Annotated in this window: 22 protein-coding genes; 13 read left to right on the top strand and 9 right to left on the bottom strand. The window is 63.8% G+C overall.

Annotation, left to right across the window (positions count from 1 at the left end; all coding sequences use genetic code 11):
* Positions 1–48 precede the first annotated feature (48 nt).
* Both JDO7802_RS14025 and hisD read left to right on the top strand, forming a co-directional pair.
* Positions 49–1,038, top strand: coding sequence for an alpha/beta hydrolase (locus JDO7802_RS14025; RefSeq protein ID WP_055086566.1), 990 nt, complete (start codon positions 49–51; stop codon positions 1,036–1,038).
* Between the two features lie 91 nt (positions 1,039–1,129).
* Complete coding sequence (hisD, locus tag JDO7802_RS14020) at positions 1,130–2,455, top strand: histidinol dehydrogenase (RefSeq protein WP_055086564.1); 1,326 nt, start codon at positions 1,130–1,132, stop codon at positions 2,453–2,455.
* Position 2,456: 1 nt separating this feature from the next.
* Here the strand turns inward: hisD and JDO7802_RS14015 are convergent, their stop codons facing one another.
* Positions 2,457–3,029, bottom strand: a complete 573-nt coding sequence (locus JDO7802_RS14015; RefSeq protein ID WP_055086562.1) for an exopolysaccharide biosynthesis protein — start codon at positions 3,027–3,029, stop codon at positions 2,457–2,459.
* A gap of 119 nt (positions 3,030–3,148) precedes the next feature.
* On the opposite strand from JDO7802_RS14015, the gene JDO7802_RS14010 reads away from it, so the two are divergent.
* The 6 genes from JDO7802_RS14010 (at position 3,149) to JDO7802_RS13985 (ending at position 8,687) form a co-directional block, all read left to right on the top strand.
* On the top strand, positions 3,149–3,904 hold the full coding sequence (locus JDO7802_RS14010) for an SDR family NAD(P)-dependent oxidoreductase (protein ID WP_055086559.1): 756 nt from the start codon (positions 3,149–3,151) through the stop codon (positions 3,902–3,904).
* A gap of 4 nt (positions 3,905–3,908) precedes the next feature.
* The gene (locus JDO7802_RS14005; protein ID WP_055086557.1) at positions 3,909–4,928 is read left to right on the top strand and encodes a LacI family DNA-binding transcriptional regulator; all 1,020 of its coding nucleotides are present in this window, start codon (positions 3,909–3,911) and stop codon (positions 4,926–4,928) included.
* Complete coding sequence (locus JDO7802_RS14000) at positions 4,925–5,908, top strand: nuclear transport factor 2 family protein (protein ID WP_055086555.1); 984 nt, start codon at positions 4,925–4,927, stop codon at positions 5,906–5,908. Before JDO7802_RS14005 ends, JDO7802_RS14000 begins: the two co-directional genes overlap by 4 nt.
* Positions 5,908–6,363 carry an SRPBCC family protein gene (locus tag JDO7802_RS13995; RefSeq protein ID WP_055086553.1) on the top strand — a complete coding sequence of 152 codons (456 nt, stop codon included), beginning with the start codon at positions 5,908–5,910 and terminating at the stop codon, positions 6,361–6,363. Before JDO7802_RS14000 ends, JDO7802_RS13995 begins: the two co-directional genes overlap by 1 nt.
* 4 nt (positions 6,364–6,367) lie before the next feature.
* Positions 6,368–7,333 (top strand): cupin domain-containing protein, encoded by a 966-nt coding sequence (locus tag JDO7802_RS13990; protein WP_055086550.1) that lies wholly within the window; start codon positions 6,368–6,370, stop codon positions 7,331–7,333.
* Between the two features lie 223 nt (positions 7,334–7,556).
* Entirely contained in the window at positions 7,557–8,687 is a 1,131-nt protein-coding gene (locus JDO7802_RS13985; RefSeq protein ID WP_055086548.1) for a cobalamin-independent methionine synthase II family protein, read from the top strand.
* A gap of 43 nt (positions 8,688–8,730) precedes the next feature.
* On the opposite strand, the gene JDO7802_RS13980 is transcribed toward JDO7802_RS13985, so the two are convergent.
* Positions 8,731–9,177, bottom strand: coding sequence for a hypothetical protein (locus JDO7802_RS13980; protein WP_144430623.1), 447 nt, complete (start codon positions 9,175–9,177; stop codon positions 8,731–8,733).
* 118 nt (positions 9,178–9,295) lie between these two features.
* On the opposite strand from JDO7802_RS13980, the gene JDO7802_RS13975 reads away from it, so the two are divergent.
* Together JDO7802_RS13975 and JDO7802_RS13970 are read left to right on the top strand one after the other, a co-directional pair.
* The gene (locus JDO7802_RS13975; protein ID WP_055086543.1) at positions 9,296–9,721 is read left to right on the top strand and encodes a SufE family protein; all 426 of its coding nucleotides are present in this window, start codon (positions 9,296–9,298) and stop codon (positions 9,719–9,721) included.
* On the top strand, positions 9,718–10,458 hold the full coding sequence (locus JDO7802_RS13970; RefSeq protein WP_055086542.1) for an alpha/beta fold hydrolase: 741 nt from the start codon (positions 9,718–9,720) through the stop codon (positions 10,456–10,458). Before JDO7802_RS13975 ends, JDO7802_RS13970 begins: the two co-directional genes overlap by 4 nt.
* A 180-nt stretch (positions 10,459–10,638) precedes the next feature.
* Here JDO7802_RS13970 and JDO7802_RS13965 read toward each other — a convergent pair whose 3' ends face one another.
* Positions 10,639–11,538 (bottom strand): LysR family transcriptional regulator, encoded by a 900-nt coding sequence (locus JDO7802_RS13965; RefSeq protein ID WP_055086541.1) that lies wholly within the window; start codon positions 11,536–11,538, stop codon positions 10,639–10,641.
* 126 nt (positions 11,539–11,664) lie between these two features.
* On the opposite strand from JDO7802_RS13965, the gene JDO7802_RS13960 reads away from it, so the two are divergent.
* A complete protein-coding gene (locus JDO7802_RS13960) occupies positions 11,665–15,072 on the top strand; it encodes an indolepyruvate ferredoxin oxidoreductase family protein (protein WP_438501649.1) in 3,408 nt (1,135 codons plus the stop codon).
* Here JDO7802_RS13960 and JDO7802_RS13955 read toward each other — a convergent pair whose 3' ends face one another.
* The gene (locus tag JDO7802_RS13955) at positions 15,073–15,288 is read right to left on the bottom strand and encodes a sulfurtransferase TusA family protein (protein ID WP_055086538.1); all 216 of its coding nucleotides are present in this window, start codon (positions 15,286–15,288) and stop codon (positions 15,073–15,075) included. It lies immediately after the preceding gene.
* Between the two features lie 70 nt (positions 15,289–15,358).
* Between JDO7802_RS13955 and JDO7802_RS13950 the strand changes: the two genes are divergently transcribed.
* Positions 15,359–16,591 (top strand): hypothetical protein, encoded by a 1,233-nt coding sequence (locus JDO7802_RS13950; protein ID WP_055086536.1) that lies wholly within the window; start codon positions 15,359–15,361, stop codon positions 16,589–16,591.
* On the top strand, positions 16,588–17,940 hold the full coding sequence (locus tag JDO7802_RS13945) for a cytochrome P450 (protein ID WP_055086534.1): 1,353 nt from the start codon (positions 16,588–16,590) through the stop codon (positions 17,938–17,940). The genes JDO7802_RS13950 and JDO7802_RS13945 overlap by 4 nt, the downstream gene beginning before the upstream one ends.
* A gap of 49 nt (positions 17,941–17,989) precedes the next feature.
* On the opposite strand, the gene gpt is transcribed toward JDO7802_RS13945, so the two are convergent.
* From gpt to fabI, 5 genes are all read right to left on the bottom strand, one after another.
* Positions 17,990–18,496: a xanthine phosphoribosyltransferase gene (gene gpt, locus JDO7802_RS13940; RefSeq protein ID WP_055086532.1), complete on the bottom strand. Its 507-nt coding sequence runs from the start codon at positions 18,494–18,496 to the stop codon at positions 17,990–17,992.
* 9 nt (positions 18,497–18,505) lie between these two features.
* A complete protein-coding gene (locus tag JDO7802_RS13935; RefSeq protein ID WP_055086530.1) occupies positions 18,506–19,117 on the bottom strand; it encodes a LysE family translocator in 612 nt (203 codons plus the stop codon).
* 120 nt (positions 19,118–19,237) lie between these two features.
* A complete protein-coding gene (locus JDO7802_RS13930; protein ID WP_245624198.1) occupies positions 19,238–19,852 on the bottom strand; it encodes a LysE family translocator in 615 nt (204 codons plus the stop codon).
* Positions 19,852–20,484 carry a hypothetical protein gene (locus tag JDO7802_RS13925; protein WP_055086528.1) on the bottom strand — a complete coding sequence of 211 codons (633 nt, stop codon included), beginning with the start codon at positions 20,482–20,484 and terminating at the stop codon, positions 19,852–19,854. The genes JDO7802_RS13930 and JDO7802_RS13925 overlap by 1 nt, the downstream gene beginning before the upstream one ends.
* Positions 20,481–21,296, bottom strand: coding sequence for an enoyl-ACP reductase FabI (gene fabI, locus JDO7802_RS13920; RefSeq protein WP_055086526.1), 816 nt, complete (start codon positions 21,294–21,296; stop codon positions 20,481–20,483). The genes JDO7802_RS13925 and fabI overlap by 4 nt, the downstream gene beginning before the upstream one ends.
* Positions 21,297–21,369: the final 73 nt, after the last annotated feature.

Raw genomic sequence — 21,369 nt, 5'->3', positions numbered from 1 at the left:
CCTGATCCGCCACTCGGGTCCTTCATCGCGTTCGTTGGGGAGGATGTGATGCGCAGAGTTTTCAGGGGTCTCGGCTGGCTGTTTGGCATCGTCGTGGTCGTTGGGGCCGCGCTATGGACTTTCGGACCCTACGAGCCGGTGGACACCGATGTTTCCTTCGATGCATCGGCTGTACCGGACGACATCGACGGTTGGCTGGCCGACCGCGAAAGTCAGGTTCCGGATGTCGCGCCCGAAGCCGCCAAGCGCGTCGTCTGGGCCGGGGCGCCGGGCACGCGCACCGATCTGGTCCTCGTCTATGTTCACGGCTTTTCGGCAACCCTTTGGGAAACACGCCCCTTGGTCGATCGGCTGGGCGCGGATCTGGGGGCGAATGTCTTCTACACCCGGCTGACGGGCCACGGCCGGGACGGGGCCGCCATGGCGACGGCGACGGCGGGCGACTGGATCGAGGACATGGCCGAAGCGATGGCGGTGGCGTTGAAGCTGGGCGACTGCGTCGTCGTCATCGGGACCTCCACCGGCGGGACGTTGGCCGCGATCCTGGCCGCCGATCCTGACCTTGCGGACCTGATGACGGACGTGGCGGGGCTGATCTTCATCTCGCCGAATTTTCGCGTGGCCAACCCGGCGGCCAAATTGCTGTCGCTGCCCGCGGCCCGGTACTGGGCCCCCTTGGTGGCGGGCGAAAGCCGCAGCTTCGAAGCCGTCAACGCGCGCCACGCGCGGCATTGGACGACGCGGTACCCGACCATCGCGCTTCTGCCGATGCAGGCCACCATCGACCACGCCGCCGCGTTGGACTTTGCGCGACCCGATGTTCCTGCGCTTTTCTGGTATTCCCCGCAGGACCGCGTCGTGGACGCATCGGCGACGCGGGCGGTGGCGGAAACCTGGGGTGGGGAGGCCACGATCGTCGAGGTGAAGGTACCGGAAGGGGACGATCCCTATTTCCACGTCATCGCCGGCGACATCCTCAGCCCGGCGGGCACAGCCGCCGCGATCCAGGCGATGGCCGATTGGCTGCGCACCCTCTGACGCCGTTCTTGCAAACGTATGCAAACGCGGCTCTATTGATCCGAACCGGCGGCCCCGCCGCAGACCCAATCGTCAGGATCCGGAGGCAGACATGGCCAAGCATCTGAAAACAGCGAAATCCGAGACCGAGCGCGCCGAAGACGACGCCAAGGTCCGCACCTCGGTCGAGGCGATCCTGCGCGACATCGAGGAACGGGGCGATGCGGCCGTTCGCGACCTGTCGGAGAAATTCGATGGCTACACGCCCGACAGCTTCCGCCTGACCCAATCGCAGATCGACGCCCTGGTCGCGGAGCTGTCCGACAGGGAGTTGGCGGACATCAAGTTCGCGCAGGAGCAGGTCCGCAATTTCGCCCAGGCACAGCGCGACTCGATGCTGGATATCGAGGTGGAGACGATGCCCGGCGTCATCCTGGGCCACAAGAATATCCCGGTCCAATCGGTCGGCTGCTATGTCCCCGGCGGCAAGTTTCCGATGGTCGCCAGCGCGCATATGTCGGTCGCCACCGCGTCCGTTGCGGGCGTGCCGCGCATCATCGCCTGCACCCCACCATTCAAAGGCCGGCCCAATGCCGCCGTCATCGCCGCGATGCACTTGGGCGGGGCGCATGAAATCTATGTCATGGGCGGGATACAGGCCGTCGGTGCCATGGCCATCGGCACCCAGACCATCACGCCGGTCGATATGCTGGTCGGCCCCGGAAACGCTTATGTGGCAGAGGCCAAGCGGCAACTTTACGGACGGGTCGGGATCGACCTCTTCGCCGGTCCGACGGAGACGATGGTCATCGCCGACGATACCGTCGACGGGGAATTGGTGGCCACCGATCTGCTGGGCCAGGCCGAGCATGGATATAATTCCCCGGCTGTCCTGCTGACCACGTCGCGCAAGCTGGCCGACGATACCACGGCCGAGATCGAGCGTATCCTGACCATTCTGCCCACTGCCGACACGGCCCGCAAATCCTGGGAGGATTACGGCGAGATCATCCTGTGCGACGGCCACGACGAAATGCTGGCGCAGGCCAACCACATCGCGTCCGAGCATGTGCAGGTGATGACCGACCGTGACGATTGGTATCTGGAGCATATGCACAGCTACGGCGCATTGTTCCTGGGGCCGCGCACCAATGTGGCCAACGGCGACAAGGTGATCGGCACCAACCACACCCTGCCCACGAGGAAGGCCGGGCGCTATACCGGCGGGCTTTGGGTGGGTAAGTTCCTCAAGACCCACAGCTATCAGAAGATCACGACGGACGAGGCGGCGACGCTGATCGGGGAATACGGCTCGCGGCTTTGCATGCTGGAAGGGTTCGTGGGCCACGCCGAGCAGTGCAATGTACGTGTCCGGCGTTACGGCGGCATTAATGTGCCCTACGGCGAAGGGGCACCGTACCGCGACGCGGCGGAGTGACCTAGGGCCAGAGCGCCCAGACACCCAAGCAGGCAGCGGCGAAGGCCGCCCAGGCCAGCGCCATCACCCGACCGTCCCGCGTCACGAGCGCCAGTCCGAAAAGCACGATCGTGCCCATCGGGATCGACGAGGCGAAGGGCACCAATTCCAGCCCCGGCACCGTGGCGCAAAGCAGAAGAATCGCGACCGACACGATGCGCGGTGCCGGCGGGTCGACCAGAAGCGGAATATGCCGGCCCAGATGGTCGTCCGCCCAACGGGCGGCCGGGCGCAACTTGCCGACGGCGGTGGTGAACTTGTCCTGTTCGATGCTGCGACGCGACAGGACATCCGGCAGCCAGATGCGATCGCGACCAAAGAGGATCTGTGCCGCGACCAGCGCGACGATCACGGCTAGAAGGGTTGGGACACCGGGGATCCCGCCGACCGGCGTCAGTTCGAGCGACGCGGGCACCATCAGAAGCGCGCCGATCCCGCGATTGCCCAACTCCTCGTTGACTTCGCCGACGGTGACTTTGTCATCCCCTTCGACCGCCTCTTCCAATCCTTCGACGATTTCGGTCGGTTTGGTCATGCGCGCTCTCCGTGGCTGTGGGACAAATGCGCGTGGGCCCGGATCGGTTCATATAAAAACGCCTTGATCGATTGGACCAACGGGTGTTTGCATACCTATGCACGCCATCGGAGATCGTCATGCCGTTGCCCCGGACCCCCAGCTTTCGCCTCGACGGACGTCGTGCCTTCGTCCCCGGCGGATCGCGCGGGATCGGCTTGGCTTGCGCGACGGCCCTTGCCGAGGCGGGGGCGCATGTCGTCATCGTCGCGCGCGGGGTCGACGGGGTCGAACAGGCCGTGGCGGACCTGAGACAAGCCGGGTTTTCCGCCGAAGGGCAAGCGCTGGACGTGGCTGATCTGGACGCGCTGACCGCCTTTCTGGACGCGCAGGCCCCGTTCGACGTGCTGTGCAATTCCGCGGGCGTCGCCCGGCACGGCCCATCGCTCGACACCACGCCGCAGGATTTCGACGTCGTGACCGGACTAAATCTGCGGGCCGCGTATTTCATGGCGCAGGGGGTGGCCCGACGCATGACGAACGGTGGTTCGATCCTTCAGATCAGCAGCCAGATGGGCCACGTCGGCGGCATCGACCGCGCCGTTTATTGCGCGACCAAGCACGGGGTCGAAGGCATGACCAAGGCCATGGCGATCGAATGGGGGCCGATGAATATCCGCGTCAACACGATCTGCCCGACCTTCGTGCGCACGCCCCTGACCGAAGCGACGTTCAACGACCCCATGCGCCGCGCCTGGATCGACGAGAAGATCAAGCTGCCCCGCGTGGCTGAGGTGGAGGATCTGATGGGCGCCGTCGTGTTCCTGGCCAGCGATGCGTCGGCGATGGTCACCGGCACGCATCTGCTGGTCGATGGCGGCTGGACGGCGGGGTAGGCGGATGGCGCGCAAGATCACCTCTCAGGATGTGGCCAAGCTGGCGGGGGTCAGCCAGTCCGCCGTCAGCCGCGTCTTCACCAAGGGGGCATCCGTCAGCCCCGACATGGCCGAACGGGTGCGCGTCGCTGCCGACACCCTGGGCTACCGGCCCAATGCGCTGGCCCGTGGTCTGATCACGGGGCGCACGCGGATCATCGGGTTGGTCGTCGCGTATCTGGACAATCCGTTCTATCCAGATGCGATCGAGAAACTGTCGACCGCGCTGCAAAAACAGGGCTATCACCTGCTGATCTTCACGACCGGGCGGCATGGTATCGACACAGACCGGGTGATCTCCGAGCTGCTGGATTATCAGGTCGACGGCATCATCACCGCGTCCATCAACCTGTCTGGCAAGCTGACGAAACGCTGTGCGGCCGCCGGGATTCCGGTGGTCCTGTTCAATCGTGGCATACCGGGATCGGGGTTGTCCGCCGTCACCTCCGACAATCTGGCGGGCGGGCGCAAGGCGGCGGAGTTCCTGCTGGCGGGCGGCCACAAACGTTTGGCGCACATCAGCGGCTTTCGCGATGCGTCTACCAGCCAGGACCGGCTGGAAGGATTCCGCGCCGCGCTGGCAGAGGCGGGTCACGACGTCCACGCGATCGAGGATGGCAAATACGACCGTGCCACCGCCTGCGAAGCCGCACGCCGCCTGATGGACAGGCCCGATCCGCCCGATGCGATCTTCGTGGCGAACGACCACATGGCGCTGGCGGTGATGGATGTGCTGCGCTTCGATCTGAAACTGGACGTGCCGGGCGATGTCAGCATCCTGGGGTACGACGACGTACCAATGGCCGCCTGGCCCGCCTATGATCTGACCACGCTGCGCCAACCGACCCGCCGCATGGTACAGGCCACCGTGGAAGAATTGTTCGCACAATTGGAAAACCCGACCCGCGCCGCCCGCCGAATCGAAATCGACGGCCCCCTGGTCGTGCGATCCTCGGCCCGGATACCCCAAGGATACGTGACATGACCTTCAACGACCGCTGGTCCGATTTTCCCGACTACATCATCGGCATCACCAAAGAGATCTGGGAGGATCGGGGCATCTCGACCCTGCACGATTACTACGCGCCGCAAATCGTGGTGCGGTCGCCGGCCAGCGTGGTGATCGGCAACCAGTCGGTGATCGGCGCGACCATGGCGACCTTGGCGGAGTTTCCCGACCGAACCCTGTTGGGCGAAGATGTGATCTGGAGCGGGGAAAGCAGCGAGACCGGTCTTCTATCGTCGCATCGCCTGCTGTCGACCGCGACGCATCTGGGCGACGGCGTCTATGGCAAGGCGACGGGCAAGAAGCTGACCTATCGCATCATGGCCGATTGCCACGCGACGGGCATCACCATCGACGACGAATGGCTGATCCGCGATCAGGGGGCCATCGTGCGGCAATTGGGCTGGACACCCGAAGCCTATGCCGCCGACCTGATCGAACGCGAAGGCGGGCGGGACACGGCGACCCGACCCCTGACGCCGGAAACCGATCGCAGCGGGCCCTACGGCGGACGCGGTAACGACAACGAATGGGGCGTGCGACTGGCCGAAACGCTGACCCGGATCATGGGGGCCGACCTGCGCGTTATTCGCGAAAACTACGACCGCGCCGCGCAGCTGGAATATCCTGGCGGTGTGACGGGGCACAGTCATGGGGCCGCCGATCGTTTCTGGATGCAACTGCGCGCCGCGTTCCCGGATGCGGAGTTCACCGTCGATCACGTTATTGGTCGGGACGACCCGATGATGCCACCCCGCGCCGCCGTCCGCTGGTCGCTGTGGGGGCGGCACAAGGGGTGGGGCGGCTTTGGCACACCTACGGGGGCGATGGTCTATGTCATGGGCATCACCCACGCCGAATTCGGCCCCTGGGGGCCGAACGGCTGGTCCATCCGCCGTGAATGGACCGTCTACGACGAGACGGCGATCTGGAAGCAGATCCATCTAGGGGCACCATGATGCAGGTCTTCACCGTCCGCCGCAGTCGTCGGTTCGCCCAGCGTCCGTCCCGTGTTTTCGATGCCTGGCTCGACCCGGCTTTGCGCGCGCAGTTCGAGACGCCCGAAGGGTCCGGCATGTCTCACGTCACCCTGGCGACACAGGAGGGCGAGAGCGGCGAAATCCTGATCGCGCCGGGCGACACGGAGGTGGGTCGCATGTTCGATACCATCCGCATTTTGCAACCCGGACGTCTGGCGGTCGTGCACGGCTGGGGCGTCTTCGGCGGAAACCCCGCGATGACCATGCAGAATGTATTCGACGTCACGCCCGACGGCGACGGCTGCACCTTCACCGGCACCAGTCAGATGGTTGTCTTGGGCGAACAGCCGACCGAGGCTGACGTGGCGCGGGGCTGGGACGACATGCTGGATCGCTTCGCCGGGGTACTTGAACGAACTTCACAAGAGGATTGACGCAATGAACGGCCGGACCAATGCACCGCAAATCGTCCGCTACGGCGAACTCCAGCCCTGCAAGACCGCCTTCATCGACGCCCATACGCCGGGCAGCGATCAGAAGGAGAATTTCACCATCATCGGCGGTGGCGTTTCCGAAAGCCACGATCAGCATGTCCACATCACCACCCCCCACGGCTTTAACATTGGTGCGGCCGGCCAGCCGCCCAAATGCCGCAACTCCCTGCATTCCCACCGCACAGCCGAGGTGTTCTTCGTGCTCAAAGGACGCTGGCGTTTCTTCTGGGGGCGCCGCGGCACCGCCGGGGAGGTTGTGTTGGAGGAAGGCGACATCATCGACATCCCGACCGGCATTTTCCGAGGGTTCGAGAATATCGGGACCGACTATGGGATGATCATGGCGATCCTGGGCGGCGACGATGCGGGCGGCGGCGTGATCTGGGCCCCGGAGGTTATCGAGGATGCCGCCGATCACGGTCTTGTCCTGGCCGAAACGGGCACGCTTTACGATACGAAGGCGGGGCAGACCTTGCCCGAAGGCGTCAAGCCGATGCGCAAACTGACCGATATTGAGTTGGCCAACTACCCCGAGATGACGCCGATGCAGGTCGTGGGTTGGGGCGTGCGCCGCTACAACGACATGGTGGCATTGGCCGGGACGAAACCCTGCAAGGTCATCGGGGAGACCGGCATCATACGGGACAAGCCGGGGTTCGAGGTCGACCTGATCACCCGGGCGTCGGCGACGGATACAAGGCACTGCCATGATCGGCCTTCTGTCCTGATGCCGATGCGCGGCCACTGGCGCGTGGAGTGGGACGGTGGATCGGACGTCCTGGCCCCCGGCGATACGATGTCGGTTCCCGCCGATCTGATGCACAGCGCCGTGCCGTCGATGACGGGCGACGCCAGCCTGTACCACATCGTCGCCACAGGGGATGCACCGGGGGCCAGCTGGTTAGGGTGATCGTGGCCTTTGGCGGGGTCTGGGCAGGCACGCCCCGCTGCGGCCAGCGGTTTCGCGGTCTTAGGGTACGATTTGGCGGACGCCGATCACCCCGGTCCTTCCTGACACATTCGACGCCATTGATCTGATGCGACCGGAACGGATGCCGGCGCTTCGCACGTCCCCTGCCTTGCCCTTGGCACCGCCGCATGGCACGCCATCACGAACCCGAGAGGAGCCGCCCATGACCATTCGCGTCACCCACGTCGGAAGCCTTCCGCGCACGCAGGAAACCGTCGATTTCATCTTCGCGCGCGAACGAGAAGAGCCCTACGACGAACAGGCATTCGCGGCCCAGATGACCGCCGCCTGCGACGAGGTGGTGCGCCGCCAGGTGGAGGCCGGGATCGACATCGTGTCGGACGGGGAGACGTCGAAGATCAGCTATGCGACCTACGTCAAGGATCGCTATACCGGGTTTTCGGGCGACTCCCCGCGCAATGCCCCCGCGGATCTAAAGAAATTTCCCAGCTTTCTCAAACGTCTGGCAGAAGGTGGCGGCACGCCCAAATACGCACGTCCCATGTGCACCGGCCCGGTGAAGTCCAAGGGGCAGGACGAGTTGAAGACCGATATCGCCAACCTGAAGGCCGCCATGGCCAATCACGGTGCGACGCAAGGCTTCATGAACGCGGCCAGTCCCGGCGTCATCAGCCTGTTCCTGCAGAACGAACACTATGGCAGCCGTGACGAATACCTTGCGGCGCTGTCGGATGCGATGGCCGCGGAATACCGCACCATCGTGGACGCCGGTCTTTACCTGCAGTTGGATTGCCCCGATCTGGCGCTGTCGCGGCACATGCTGTTCGCGGATCTGAGCGACGCGGAATTCCTCAAGATCGCCGCCAGTCATGTGGAGGCACTTAACAACGCCCTGCAAGGCATTGATCCGTCACGCATTCGGGTTCACATCTGCTGGGGCAACTACGAAGGCCCGCATGTGTGCGATATCCCGATGGATACGGTGTTTTCCACCTTTCTCGGGGTGAACGCCGACCAGCTGCTGTTCGAGACGTCGAACCCGCGACACGCCCACGAATGGCAGGTGTTCCGTGACCGAAAAGCCGAAATCCCCGACCGAAAGATCCTGGTGCCGGGGGTCGTCGACACCACGTCGAATTTCGTCGAACACCCCGAAGTCGTGGCGGAACGGTTGCTCCGGTTTGCGGGTATCGTCGGGTCCGGCCGCGTCATCGCCAGCAGCGACTGTGGCTTCGGCACCTTCGCCGGTTTCGGGTCCGTCGACCCGGAGATCGCCTACGCCAAGTTGGGATCTTTGTCTGAGGGTGCGGCGCTGGCCAACTCGCGGGTCTGAACGGGTTTAACGTCGCACCGCAAAGCCATGTTGGTTCAGAGTTTTACTGACGACTGACGGAGCGGCGATTGGTCAGGCCCTGCACCGCGATCGTTCGAATGCCCGCCAGATCCTGCGTGGAGAAGAAGGCACCGGCCAACACTTCACGCGATGGTTGCGTCCCGACGGGTTCCGGCGTGAGGGGGTCCAGGATACCGAAATCGAGGACCAGGACCGACGGGTCGCTGGAAGCGACGCGCACCAGCTCCGCCTCCCAGAAGCCTTGCGTCGGCGGCAGGCCCACGGCCGTCACGATCACCCCGCCCGGCGTCGGCTCCGCCTTGAGCGACACGACCTGCTGGACGACGGGGCGCGCGGCTTCAGCGCGGACCTGTTCGATCCGTTCCTCCCGATCCGATCCGAACCAGTTGAGCGGGTTCAAACGGGTCTGTCCCACGCCACAGGCCGACAGCGCGCCGATTGCAAGAACCGCGGTGATGCGTGCGAACATGGTGAATTCCCCCGTACCGTCGTTGGACAACGGGCTAGCCGATTGCCGCGCCTTTGGGAAGCGGGCTGGACCTTGCGGTGTCGCGCGCCTACGTGATCGGCAACGAAGGGAATTTTCGATGGCACAGGACCGCTTTGAAGATCTGGTCGAGACGTTCGAGTTTCTGGACGACTGGGAAGATCGCTACCGCCACGTGATCGAGCTGGGCAAGGCGTTTCCGCCGCTGGACGACGCGTTGAAGGTCGATGCGACGAAGGTGGATGGCTGCGCCAGTCAGGTCTGGATCCATCCGCGTATCGACGGGCAGGGGGCTGACGCGACCTTCGATTTTGCAGGAGAATCCGACGCGATGATCGTGCGTGGCCTGATCGCCATCCTGCACGAGTTGTATGGCGGTTTGCGCGTAGGCGAGGTGACTAAGGTCGATGCGCGCGCGGAACTGGCGCGGCTGGGCCTGAACGATCACCTGTCGTCGCAGCGGTCCAACGGATTGCGCGCGATGGTGGAGCGTATTCAGGCGACTGCGACGGCCGCCACCGGGTGAGCCTGGGCACGTTCTACTGTCACGGACTGCCGGGGTGGCCGGGCGAAATCGAACTTGCGGGGCACCGTCCAAAGGGCTGGGCCTGCGCTGATCTGCTTGGCTGCGACCCCGGCGACCCCATCGGCGATCTGCTGAACAGGTTCGACGCGCAGTGCGCCACGTCCGGCTTAATGCGCGTGACGGGGTTTTCGCTGGGCGCAATGGCGGCGCTGCATCTGGCGGCGCGGCGGCCCGATATGGTGACTGACCTGCATCTGATCGCGCCGGCCGCACCGCTGACCCTGGGGCAGTTCCTGCCGGACATGGCGGGCGCGCAGGTGTTCCGCGTGGCCAGATCCTCCGCCGCGCGCCTGCGGTTCCTTTTGTCCATGCAGGCGGCTGCGACACGTGTGGCACCCGGCATCGTGCTCCGCGCGATGATCTCGACGGCCCAGCCTGCGGAGCGCGCCCTGTTTCGGAACGATCCCGCACGCCGGATCGTCACGCGCGGTTTGCGCCAGGCCCTGACACAGCGGGCAGCCTATGCGGCCTGGCTTCGGCTTTACGTCTCAGACTGGCGACCGATCTTGCGCGATGTGCAGTGTCGTATCGAAATTCGGCAGGGAACCGAAGATGCCTGGGTTCCACCCGCGATGGCCCATGCTTTGCTGGACGCGTTGCCGAATGCTGGCCTGACCGAGATGCCTGGATTGGGACATTACGGCGCGTTGCAGGCCCACTTGGCCGACGCGGAATAAAAAAAGGCCGAGCTCAAGGCTCGTCCGAAGTCCAACAGGGAGGTGAAGGGACATCAGATGTCGTCCTTCGACTGAATAAATATTACGCACGATGCCTTCCGACAAGGCAGAAACTGAACCGATCGGTGCATTCCCGCTATGCGTTCGGCACATGGCTGGGCAAAAAAGCGGCCTGCTTTCCTAGGCCGCGTCTTGCCTGGCTTTGCGATAGGCCACGACCTCCTCCACCACGAAATCGCGGAAGGCTTCCACCCGTTTGGAGCCGCGAAGCTCTTCGGGGAAGGCGAGGAACACCGGCACTTCGTTCGATTCCACCGCCGGCAGAACCCGGACCAATTGCGGGAAATCCTGGCTCAGATAATCGGGGAGAACCCCGATCCCTAAATCCGACAGCACGCCCTGCAGCACGCCGAAATAGTTATTGACCTTGAGCGTCCGCCCCACGTCGTAGGTCATCAATTCCCGGACCAGCGTGGCCCCCGCACTGACCTGCGTGACGTCGAGCGACTGGCACAACAGACGGTGCGCCGCCAGATCGTGCAGCGATTTCGGCGTGCCATTCGCCTCCAGATACGCGGGGGAGGCGAAAAGCTGCATGCGTATGTCCATCAGACGTTTGCGGACAAGATCGGCCTGGCTCGGCTCCTTCATCCGGATGGCGACATCCGCCTCCCGCATGGGCAAATCCAGAACGCGTTCTTCCAGCATAAGATCGAGGCTGAGATCGGGATATTTCGCGTAGAGTTTCGACAGACGCGGGGCCAGCCAAATGGACCCAAAGCCGATCGTCGTCGTCACCCGCAGATTGCCGAACACCTCTTCCTCGGAATCGCGGATGCGCGCGCTGGCGGTATCCAGCCGCTTGGTCATCGCCTGGGTCGCGTCGAACAAAAGCTCCCCTTGTTCGGTCAGGATCAGGCCGCGCGCATGGCGGTGAAACAACGTGGTGCTGAGGCTGTCTTCGAGCGCGCGGATCTGGCGGCTGACCGCCGATTGCGACAGGTGCAACACGTCGCCGGCATGCGTGAGGGAACCAGCGTCGGCGACCGCGTGGAAAATCCGTAGTTTATCCCAGTCCATGAATCACCCGCGTCAGAATAGCCGCTCCCCGCACAATCCTATACGGTAGGGTGATGGGAAAGTGTGAAGAAGATTTCGCTTTATAGGTCAGTCTATTTGACCTATAAATGAACCGAGGGAGAGCTCATCATGCGCCACGACGTTTCTTTGTCCGACCGGTTCGATCTTAAAAAAAAGGACGTCCTGCTCAACGGCACGCAGGCGCTCGTTCGTCTGATGTTGATGCAGAAGGAGCGGGACCGGCGCGCCGGGCTGAACACCGCCGGATACGTCACCGGATACCGCGGATCACCATTGGGCGCGGTCGACCTGAACATGGCGAAGGCATCGAAGGTGCTGACGGCCAATGATGTCACGTTCCAACCAGGCCTGAACGAAGATCTTGCCGCGACGGCGATGTGGGGCAGCCAGCAGGCGGAACTGCGCGGCGAGGGGACGCATGATGGCGTTTTCGGCCTGTGGTACGGCAAGGGGCCGGGGATCGACCGGTCGGGTGACGCGATGCGCCATGCCAACATGGCCGGCACCGCGAAATATGGCGGCGTGTTGATGGCGATGGGCGACGATCACACGGGCGAATCCTCGACCACATGTCACCAGACCGATTGGGCGCTGGTGGACGTGCACATGCCTGTGCTGGCCCCGGCGGGGGTGCAGGAAATCCTGGACTACGGTCTCTATGGCTGGGCGCTGTCGCGGTATGCGGGTGTCTGGGTCGGGCTCAAGACGATGAAGGACACCGTCGAGGTGACGAGCGTTGTCGATGGCCGCCCCGACCGGATGGAGTTCGTGACACCGGACTTCGACATGCCGGAGGGCGGGCTGAATATCCGTCTCAACGACCATTGGATCCCGCAGGAGGATCGCCTTCTGGGCTACAAGCGGTGGGCGGCCGAGGCGTTCAGCCATGCCAACAAGATGGACAGGCGGATGCACGGAAAGGCGGGTGCCAAGATCGGCTTCGTCGCGGCGGGCAAGAACTGGCTGGATCTGGTTCACGCGCTCAACCTGCTGGGGCTGGACGAGACGGAATGCGAGCGGCTGGGCATCACAACCTACAAGGTCGGACAGGTCTGGCCGATGGACATGAAGGGCCTGCACGACTGGGCCGAGGGTCTGGATTTGATCGTCTGCGTCGAGGAGAAGCGTAAGCTGATCGAAGTGCAGGTGAAGGAGGCGATTTTCGACGATCGCCACGGTCGCCGCGTCTGGGGCTATCGCAAGGGGTCGAACGGCCCGATCCTGTTTCAGCAGGCCTATGCGCTGGACCCGACCGACATCGCGCAGAAGCTGGGCGTCATCCTGACCGACGAGGGCTGCGGCACCGACCGCATGACGGCCGGCATGACTCGGATCGAGGAGGCCAAGCGCGCCGACAATGCCCCCGACATCGCCAAGCGCACGCCCTGGTTCTGCTCGGGCTGTCCTCACAATGCGTCGACGAAGGTGCCCGAAGGGTCGCGCGCGGGGGCGGGTATCGGGTGTCACGTCATGGCGCTGTGGATGGATCGGTCGACCGAAGGTTATACCCACATGGGGGCCGAAGGCGTGAACTGGGTCGGCGAAAGCCAGTTTTCCAAGCGTAGGCACGTGTTTCAGAACCTTGGGGAAGGCACCTACAACCACTCCGGTATTCTTGCCATTCGCGCCGCCTTGGCCGCCAAGACCAACATCACCTACAAGATCCTGTACAACGACGCCGTCGCCATGACCGGCGGACAGCACAACGAGGGCGATTTGGCCCCCGAGCAGATCACCCGCGAATTGCAGGCCATGGGCGTCAAGGAAATTGCCGTCGTCTACGATGAAAAAGAAGACGTGCAGAAATCACGTTTCCCCGCCGGCCTGCAATGGCACGAGCGTGAGGAGATGGAGCAGGTTCAAAAACGCATGCGCGAGATCGAGGGCGTATCGGCCATCGTCTTCATCCAGACCTGCGCCGCCGAAAAACGCCGCCGCCGCAAGCGCGGCCTGTTCCCCGACCCGGACCGCCGTATTTTCATAAACACCGACGTCTGCGAGGGCTGCGGCGATTGCGGGGTGCAATCGAACTGCGTCTCCCTCGTGCCCGTCGAGACGGAGTTCGGCACCAAGCGCGCGATCGACCAATCGTCGTGCAACAAGGATTTCAGCTGCATCAAGGGGTTCTGCCCCAGTTTCGTGTCCGTGGAAGGGGCGCAGTTGAAGAAGAAAGCCACGCAGGACGTCGATATAGGTCACCTTCCCGACCCGGTTTTGCCGGTGATCAATGGGACATGGAACACCGTCATCACGGGTGTCGGCGGCACGGGTGTCGTGACCATCGGGGCGGTCATGGCGATGGCCGCCCATCTGGATGGCAAGGGCGCGGGCCTTATGGAAATGGCCGGCCTGGCGCAGAAGGGCGGCGCCGTGGCGTTGCACGTTCGTCTTGCCGACACGCCGTCCGATATCAGCGCGATCCGCGTGGCATTGGGCGAAGCCGATGCCCTGATCGGCGGCGATCTGGTCGTCTCGGCGGATACGAAAACCTTGGCCTTGACGTCCTCGGGTCGAACCGGCGCGGTCGTCAATGGGCACGAGATCGTCACCGGCGACTTCACCTTGAACGCGGATTTCAAACTGCCCGTTGACCGCCTGATTTTATCACTGCAGGCCCGGTTGCGCGACCGGCTTACGATATTCGACGCATCGCGTCTGGCCGAAAAGCTGTTGGGCGACACGATTTTTTCGAACATGATGATCATGGGGGCGGCCTGGCAGAAGGGGTTGGTCCCCCTGACGCGCGACGCGATCCTGAAAGCGGTGGAGTTGAACGGCGCGGCGGTGGAAAAGAACCAGCGCGCCTTCGATCTGGGTCGCTGGGCTGTTATGAACGTCGACCGGGTCGAGGCGATGCTGACCGATACGGTGACGTCCCTGCCCAAGTCGCTTGACCAGCGGATCGCTGCGAGAGCTGCGCATCTGACGGCCTATCAGTCGAAGCGCTATGCCAAGCGGTACACGCGGATGCTCGACACCATTCAGGAGCCGACCGTTCGCGCGGCGGTGGCAAAGGGCTATCACAAATTACTGACCTATAAGGACGAATACGAGGTTGCGCGGCTGCTGCAATCGACGCGCGACAAGGCGGCCGAAGCGTTCGATGGCGATCTAAAACTGACCTATCACCTTGCCCCGCCGATGCTGTCGAAAACCGGGCCGGACGGCCGACCGCGCAAACGCGATTTCGGCTCTTGGATCGAGCGGGCCTATCCGCTTCTTGCTATGGGAAAGCGGCTGCGCGGCACATTTTTCGATCCCTTCGGCCGCACCGCCGAGCGGCGGATGGAGCGCGGCTTGATCAAGCAATACGAGGCCGACCTGGGCGAGGCCCTGCCGCTGCTGAACGACGCCACCCGCGATGCCGTCGTGGCACTGGCAGAGTTGCCCCTTACGATCCGGGGCTTCGGGCCTGTGAAGGAAGCGAACGAACGAAAGGCCGCCAAGCGGCGCGAGGAATTGCTGGCAACGATCCGATCCGGCGGGCCCAGCCTGTCGCAGGCGGCCGAGTGATCAGCCCTTGCGCACCGTGAACGCAGAATCTCGCGCACCGATGAAATCATGCCCGGCCTCGGCGCAGAAATGCGGCACGTCGACATGCGCCGCCGGGTCGTCGGCCAGCAGACGGACGATCGCACCGGCCGGCAGCGCCTGCATCCGCTTCTTCATGCGCAGCACCGGCAGGGGGCACAGCAGGCCGCGGGCGTCGATCTCCAGGTCGATATTCATGCAACGTCCTTAATCTTGCCCGAGCTTTCTGTCATCCTGCCCTGAACGACCGGAAGCTGCGAGCGCCAAGATGACACATGCCGTGACGCGCCGCCGCGTCCTTTATATTCCGGGATACGATCCGTTCCACCCCCGGCGCTATCGCGAGCTGTACCGCAAGGAAAGCCTGCAACAGGCTGAATTATCGGGCTTCGAAATTGCGCAGACCAAGGGCGACAGTGCCTATTCCTGGCACGTCTCGGCCCATATCGAAGGGGTCGATGTCGAAACGGAGATCGAGGTTCTGGTCTGGTCGGACATCGTGTCATCGTCGATGGCTGCATCGATCCCGGCGACCTATGCCCAATTGGTCCGAACGGCGTGGACCTATATCGGATCGGGTGCTTTGTTTCGCCTGATGCGGCTGCGGCAGGGTCCAGTGATCGCCGCGCTGTATCCGATCGTGCTTCTGCTCCTGCAACTTGGGGTTGCTGTGCTGGCCGGATGGGCCGTGGCCGCCTTGACGGTATGGGGCCTGCGCGCGATTTGGCCGGCGGGGGAGGTCACTGCAACCATCGTGTCGATCATTTTCGCGGTGGCGACATTGCGGGCGTGTCTTCGGTGGTTCAAAACCAAGGATTCCAAGGTCTTCGCCTATTATCTGATGCACGATTATGCCTTCTCGGCCCGGTGGAACGGCGCCAACCCGCCAGAGCTTGAAAGGCGGATGGAGGAATTCGCCGATCATATCGCCGAAGCCTTCGCGACGGAGGCGGACGAGGTCCTGATCGTCGGCCATTCGTCGGGGGCGCATCTGGCGATATCCGTCTTGGCGGACATGATCCGCGCAGGCCGGATCCCTGAGAGACGATGCAGCCTTCTGACCCTGGGCCACGTGGTTCCAATGGTCAGTTTTCTGCCCTGTGCCAGTCGCTTACGTGGCGATCTTCATGTCACGGGCGGGCAGGGGATCGTGCCTTGGGTCGACGTCACGGCCCCCGGCGATGGATGCGCCTTCGCGTTGTGCGATCCTGTGGCGGTCAGCGGGGTCGAACCACCGGTTAGAACAGGGCCGCTGATCTTGTCAGCGGCCTTCACGCAAACCCTGACGCCGCAAACCTGGACCGCGCTGAAGCGTCGGTATTTTCGTCTGCATTTTCAGTATCTCTGCGCCTTCGATAACTTGCCGGGCACGCCAGGAGACTACGACTACTTTCGCGTCACCGCAGGTCCGCAACGGCTTGCGACGCGGTTCGCGGATCGCGCGGACAGCCCGTCGACGAAGCGGACGGCGGTGAATCGGTTCACCGACATGACGCCATGATCCCGCCCAAACCCGCATCCCGCGACGGACACGTTGGTCCACTGGGATACGCGCGGCGATTTCGGGCCGATATCCTGAGCGCGCAGCCGGCGCGGCTCTACCATGCTTGGATGGCCGAGTTCCGAACGCCGTTCTTCCAAAGTTACATGATGAACGACCCGAAACTCATTGACCTGGTTCTCAAAACCCGTCCCGACGATTTTCCGAAATCGGATCGCATCCGCGAAGGATTGGCCCCGCTGCTCGGGCGCTCCGTCTTCGTGACGAACGGGGCCGAATGGAAGCGACAGCGCCGGATCATCGACCCGGCCTTCGCCGGTGGTCGTCTCCGCGATGCCTTTCCAGGGATGCTGGATGCGGCGGCGGCGATAGTTGCGCGGATTCGGGAGGGGGAGCAGGAGGTCGAGGAGATTGCGAGCTATGCGGCGGCCGACGTCATCTTTCGCACCCTGTTTTCCGTCCCGATCGAGGATGCGCTGGCGGCGAACGTCTTCCATGAGTTTCGTGCCTATCAACGCACGCAACCCCTTCTGAACATTGCCGCCTTGATCCCGCTGCCGCGTTGGATGCCCCGGTTTCACAGGCGTCGCACCTTGATCGCGGCGAGGTCGATCCGGGCCGCGATCACCGCGCTGGTCAATCGGCGGGCCGAAGAGATCCCGGCGGGGACCGCCCCCGACGATCTGGCAACGAAGATCATGACATTTGCCGATCCCGAGACGGGGCACCGGTTCAGTCCGGAGGAAATGGTCGATCAGGTCGCGATCTTCTTTCTAGCCGGTCACGAGACGAGCGCGTCCGCGCTGGCATGGGGATTGTATCTGCTGGCAGCAAGCCCCGAGGCACAAGACCGCGTCGCTGCGGAAGCGAGGCAAAATTGGAAAACCTTCGCGTTTTCCGACCTTTCAAGGATGACCTTCACGCGCGATGTCTTTCGCGAGACGCTGCGGCTGTATCCGCCCGTTCCGATGATGGTTCGCGAGACGGTGCAGGCGGAGACGTTTCGCAAGCGCGACGCCCCGAAGGGCGCGCAGATCGTGCTGAGCCCTTGGCACCTGCACCGTCACGAGCGGATGTGGGACCGGCCGGACCACTTCGATCCAAACCGCTGGACGACGACAGAAGGTAAGGAAAGCAGTCGCTTGGCCTATATGCCCTTCAGCGCGGGGCCGCGCGTGTGCACGGGTGCGGGGTTTGCGATGGCCGAAGGCGTCTTGCTGTTGTCGCGCCTGATCGGCGCGTTCCGCGTCGAGACGACGGACGATGTCCCGGTCCCCGTGGCGCATCTGACGGTGCGCGCGAAGGATGGCATCCGTCTGCGGTTCATTTCACGGGTGACCGACGGGTGATCTACGGGTGATCTACGTCCGACGTCGTTTCGCTTGACGCGCGCGGCGCTCAGTCTTTGCCGCGGTAGGGTTCGACGTATTGCAGCGCCATGTCCCACGGAAAGAAGATCCAGGTGTCCTGGCTGACACCGGTGATGAAAGTGTCGACCATCGGCTCCCCTTTGGGCTTGGCGTAGACGGTGGCAAAATGTGCCTGGGGGTAGAGACTGCGCACGACTTCCAGCGTTTTGCCGGAGTCGACCAAATCGTCGATGACGAGGACGCCGGTGCCGTCGCCCATCATTTCGGGGTCAGGCCGGGAGAGGACCTGGGCCTCGCCTTGTGACTGGTGGTCGTAGGATTTGATCGAAATCGTATCGACCAGCCTGACGTCGAGTTCGCGCGCGATGATCATCGCCGGTGCCATACCGCCGCGGGTGATTGCGACGATCGCCTTCCAGGTGCCATTGTCGCCGGGGCCGTTGCCGTCCAGCCGCCAGGCCAGAGCGCGGCTGTCGCGGTGGATCTGGTCCCAGCTGATGTGGAAGCCTTTTTCGTGGGGCAATTGCGTGGACATCGGTAACTCCTAGGGCAGGGCGAGGCGGACACCCAGCGCGCCGAGGGCGACGCCGAGGGTCCGGTCCATTTTGGTCTTGAAGCGGGCATAGCCAGCACGGGCGGCGGGCAGGGAGAAGAGGCGCGCAACGAGGATGTACCACGCCGCCTCGACCCAGAAGATGTTGAAGACGATGATCGCCTTGGCCAGGACGGTCGTCTCGGCCGGGACGAAGCTAAGGAAGACCGCGCCGAAGAAGATGGCCGGCTTGGGGTTGGCGAACATCGTGACGATGCCCAGCCGGATCGCCGACGCCATACTGCGCGGCGCGATGTCGGCGGCCTGCGGCATCGGATCGGGGGCGTGGCGCCACATCAGGATGGCGATCCAGATTAGGAAAAGGGCACCGCCAAGTTTGAGGACGGTGAAGAGGACCGGGACGACCTGAAACAACAGCGACAGCCCGACGAGCGCCAAGAGCGCCCAGATCGCCGCGCCGATCCCGAAGCCGAGGGCCAGGCCCAGTGCGGGACGGAACCCTTCGGCGGCTGCCGTCTTGATCGAAAGAACGAAAGACGGACCCGGCGAGATGGCGGCGAGCAGGTGGACGAGCGCGACCGAGGCGAAGGCCAGCGCCGTCATGCGACAGGCCGGATTGGCAAAGGATTGGAAAGCGGGTGGCGCATGGTCGAAGCGGTGTCTTTGCGGATCATCGGGGCCTTGGCTAGATCACGGGGAATGGGGCGGGGTCAACATCGCCCATCAGCCGAAGAGAAGCAGGCGCAGACCGAGCAGCGCCAGCACTATTGCCATCGCGCGCATGATCCGGGGTTTCAGGGCGAGGTATCGCGCGCGCACCGAGGGTCTGTTCAACAGCCAGGCGAGGGTGGCGTAGACCACGGCCTCCAACGCGATGTGATTGGCGGTGATGACGGCCATTTCGGTCGCGTTCAGGCCGGGTGGGAAGATGACCAAGAGGACACCCGCGGAGAAGATAATGCTCTTTGGATTGGCGAGGTTGAGGAGGGCGCCCTGCAGGAACGCCCGCCGCCGGGACACGCGCGGCACATCGGCGATGGGGCTTTCGGCGTTGATCCAGGTGGCGACGGCGATGGCGAGGACGAGGCCCGCGCCGCCGATGCGCATCATCGTGTAGGACCCCGGGACGTTGTCGAAGAGCGCGTCGAGCCCGAGGAGCGCGGCCAGCGTCCAGAGACCGGCGACGAGGGCGAGGCCCAGGCCCGTCATGACGCCAGCGCGGCGCCCGCCCGTGAGGCTGGCCTGCGTGCAGACGAGGAAGGCCGGGCCAGGGCCGATGGAGGCGAAGAACACCGCGACGTTGAACGCCAGGAGTTGCGCGAGGGTCAGGGTCGGCATCACCGCATCAGGATGCTGCTTTTGTAGAGCGGCGGTCCGCTGCCGTCGGATCTGGAACTCGCCCCCGACAGCTCGTATCCAAGCGTGGAGGTCAGGAAGAAGACGTATCCAATCCGCCCCGGATGCACGCCGTCCCGTCCGTCGAGGATTTCGAAGACCGGCAGACGGTTGGCCGGGCACCCGGATGCGGTCTCGATCGACAGATCACCCAGTAGATACCCGAGCGTCTGTCCGCCGTCGATTTGCTCTTCCATGTTCAAATCCGCAAAGGACATCGGCCTCAGGATGCGGCGAAACCCGTCCACCTCGCGGTGCGTCAATGTCCGCGTGCCGGACGGATCCGGCGCGGAGATGTCGTAACCACCAGGTCTCGACGGGTCGAAACGCACCGCGCCGCCCATCATGCCCGACAGCCCGGTCACGCCCAGCAAGGTCGACGTTTCCCATGGACTGTCCGATATCGTGTCAAGATCGGTGCGATCGCAGAAGCTGTCATCCTTCATGCGATCGGGAATGCGGCTCGTGGCCGTATTGGCAGACGCCGATTGGAACCGGTCGCGCAGGCTTTCCTGCGCAAAGGCAAACCCGGCGGTGCATATGAGCCAGACCGTCAGGAGCGCAGCCCGGATCATTCGCCCTTCTTGTCCAGCGTCATGTCGGGGGCGTCGACGTTCTTCATGCCGACGACGTGGTAGCCTGCGTCGACGTGGTGGATCGTGCCGGTGACGGCGGACGACAGGTCGGACAGCAGATACATGGCCGAGGCCCCCACCTCGTCGGTGGTGACTGTGCGGCGCAGCGGGGAATTATACTCGTTCCATTTCAGGATGTAGCGGAAGTCGCCGATGCCCGACGCGGCCAATGTCTTGATCGTACCGGCAGAGATGGCGTTCACGCGGATGCCGTCGCGGCCCAGGTCTTCGGCCAGGTATTGCACGGAAGATTCGAGCGCCGCCTTCGCCAACCCCATGACGTTGTAATGCGGCATGACCTTTTCCGCGCCGTAGTAGGAGAGGGTCAGGGCCGAGCCGCCGTTCGTCATCATCTTTTCGGCCCGCTGCATCACGGCCGTGAAGGAATAGACCGAAATGTTCATCGTCATCAGGAAGTTATCGAGCGATGTGTCGAGATAGCGGCCCCGGAGTTCGTTTTTGTCCGAGAACCCGATGGCGTGGACGACGAAATCCAGAGTGTCCCAATGGGTCCGAAGTTCGTCGAACATCGCGTCGATGGACGCGCCTTCGCCAACGTCGCACGGGATGACGATATCGCTGCCGGTCTGGGCGGCCAGGGGCACGACGCGTTTCTTCAACGCCTCCCCCTGGTAGCTGTAGGCCAGGTCGGCCCCTTGTGCGGCGCAGGCCTTTGCGATGCCCCATGCGATGGATTTATCGTTCGCGAGCCCCATGATGAGTCCGCGTTTGCCTGCCATGATACCTGCCATGGGGTCCCCTCCGACTTGCCTTGGCATCGGCTTTAGGCGAAAGGCGATTGTGCAGCAAGGTTTACAGGATCGG

It is taken from the genome of Jannaschia donghaensis (assembly GCF_001403795.1).
GTDB lineage: Bacteria > Pseudomonadota > Alphaproteobacteria > Rhodobacterales > Rhodobacteraceae > Jannaschia > Jannaschia donghaensis.
The sequence above is the reverse complement of the archived record's forward strand: the minus strand, read 5'-3'. Positions and strand labels throughout refer to the sequence as shown.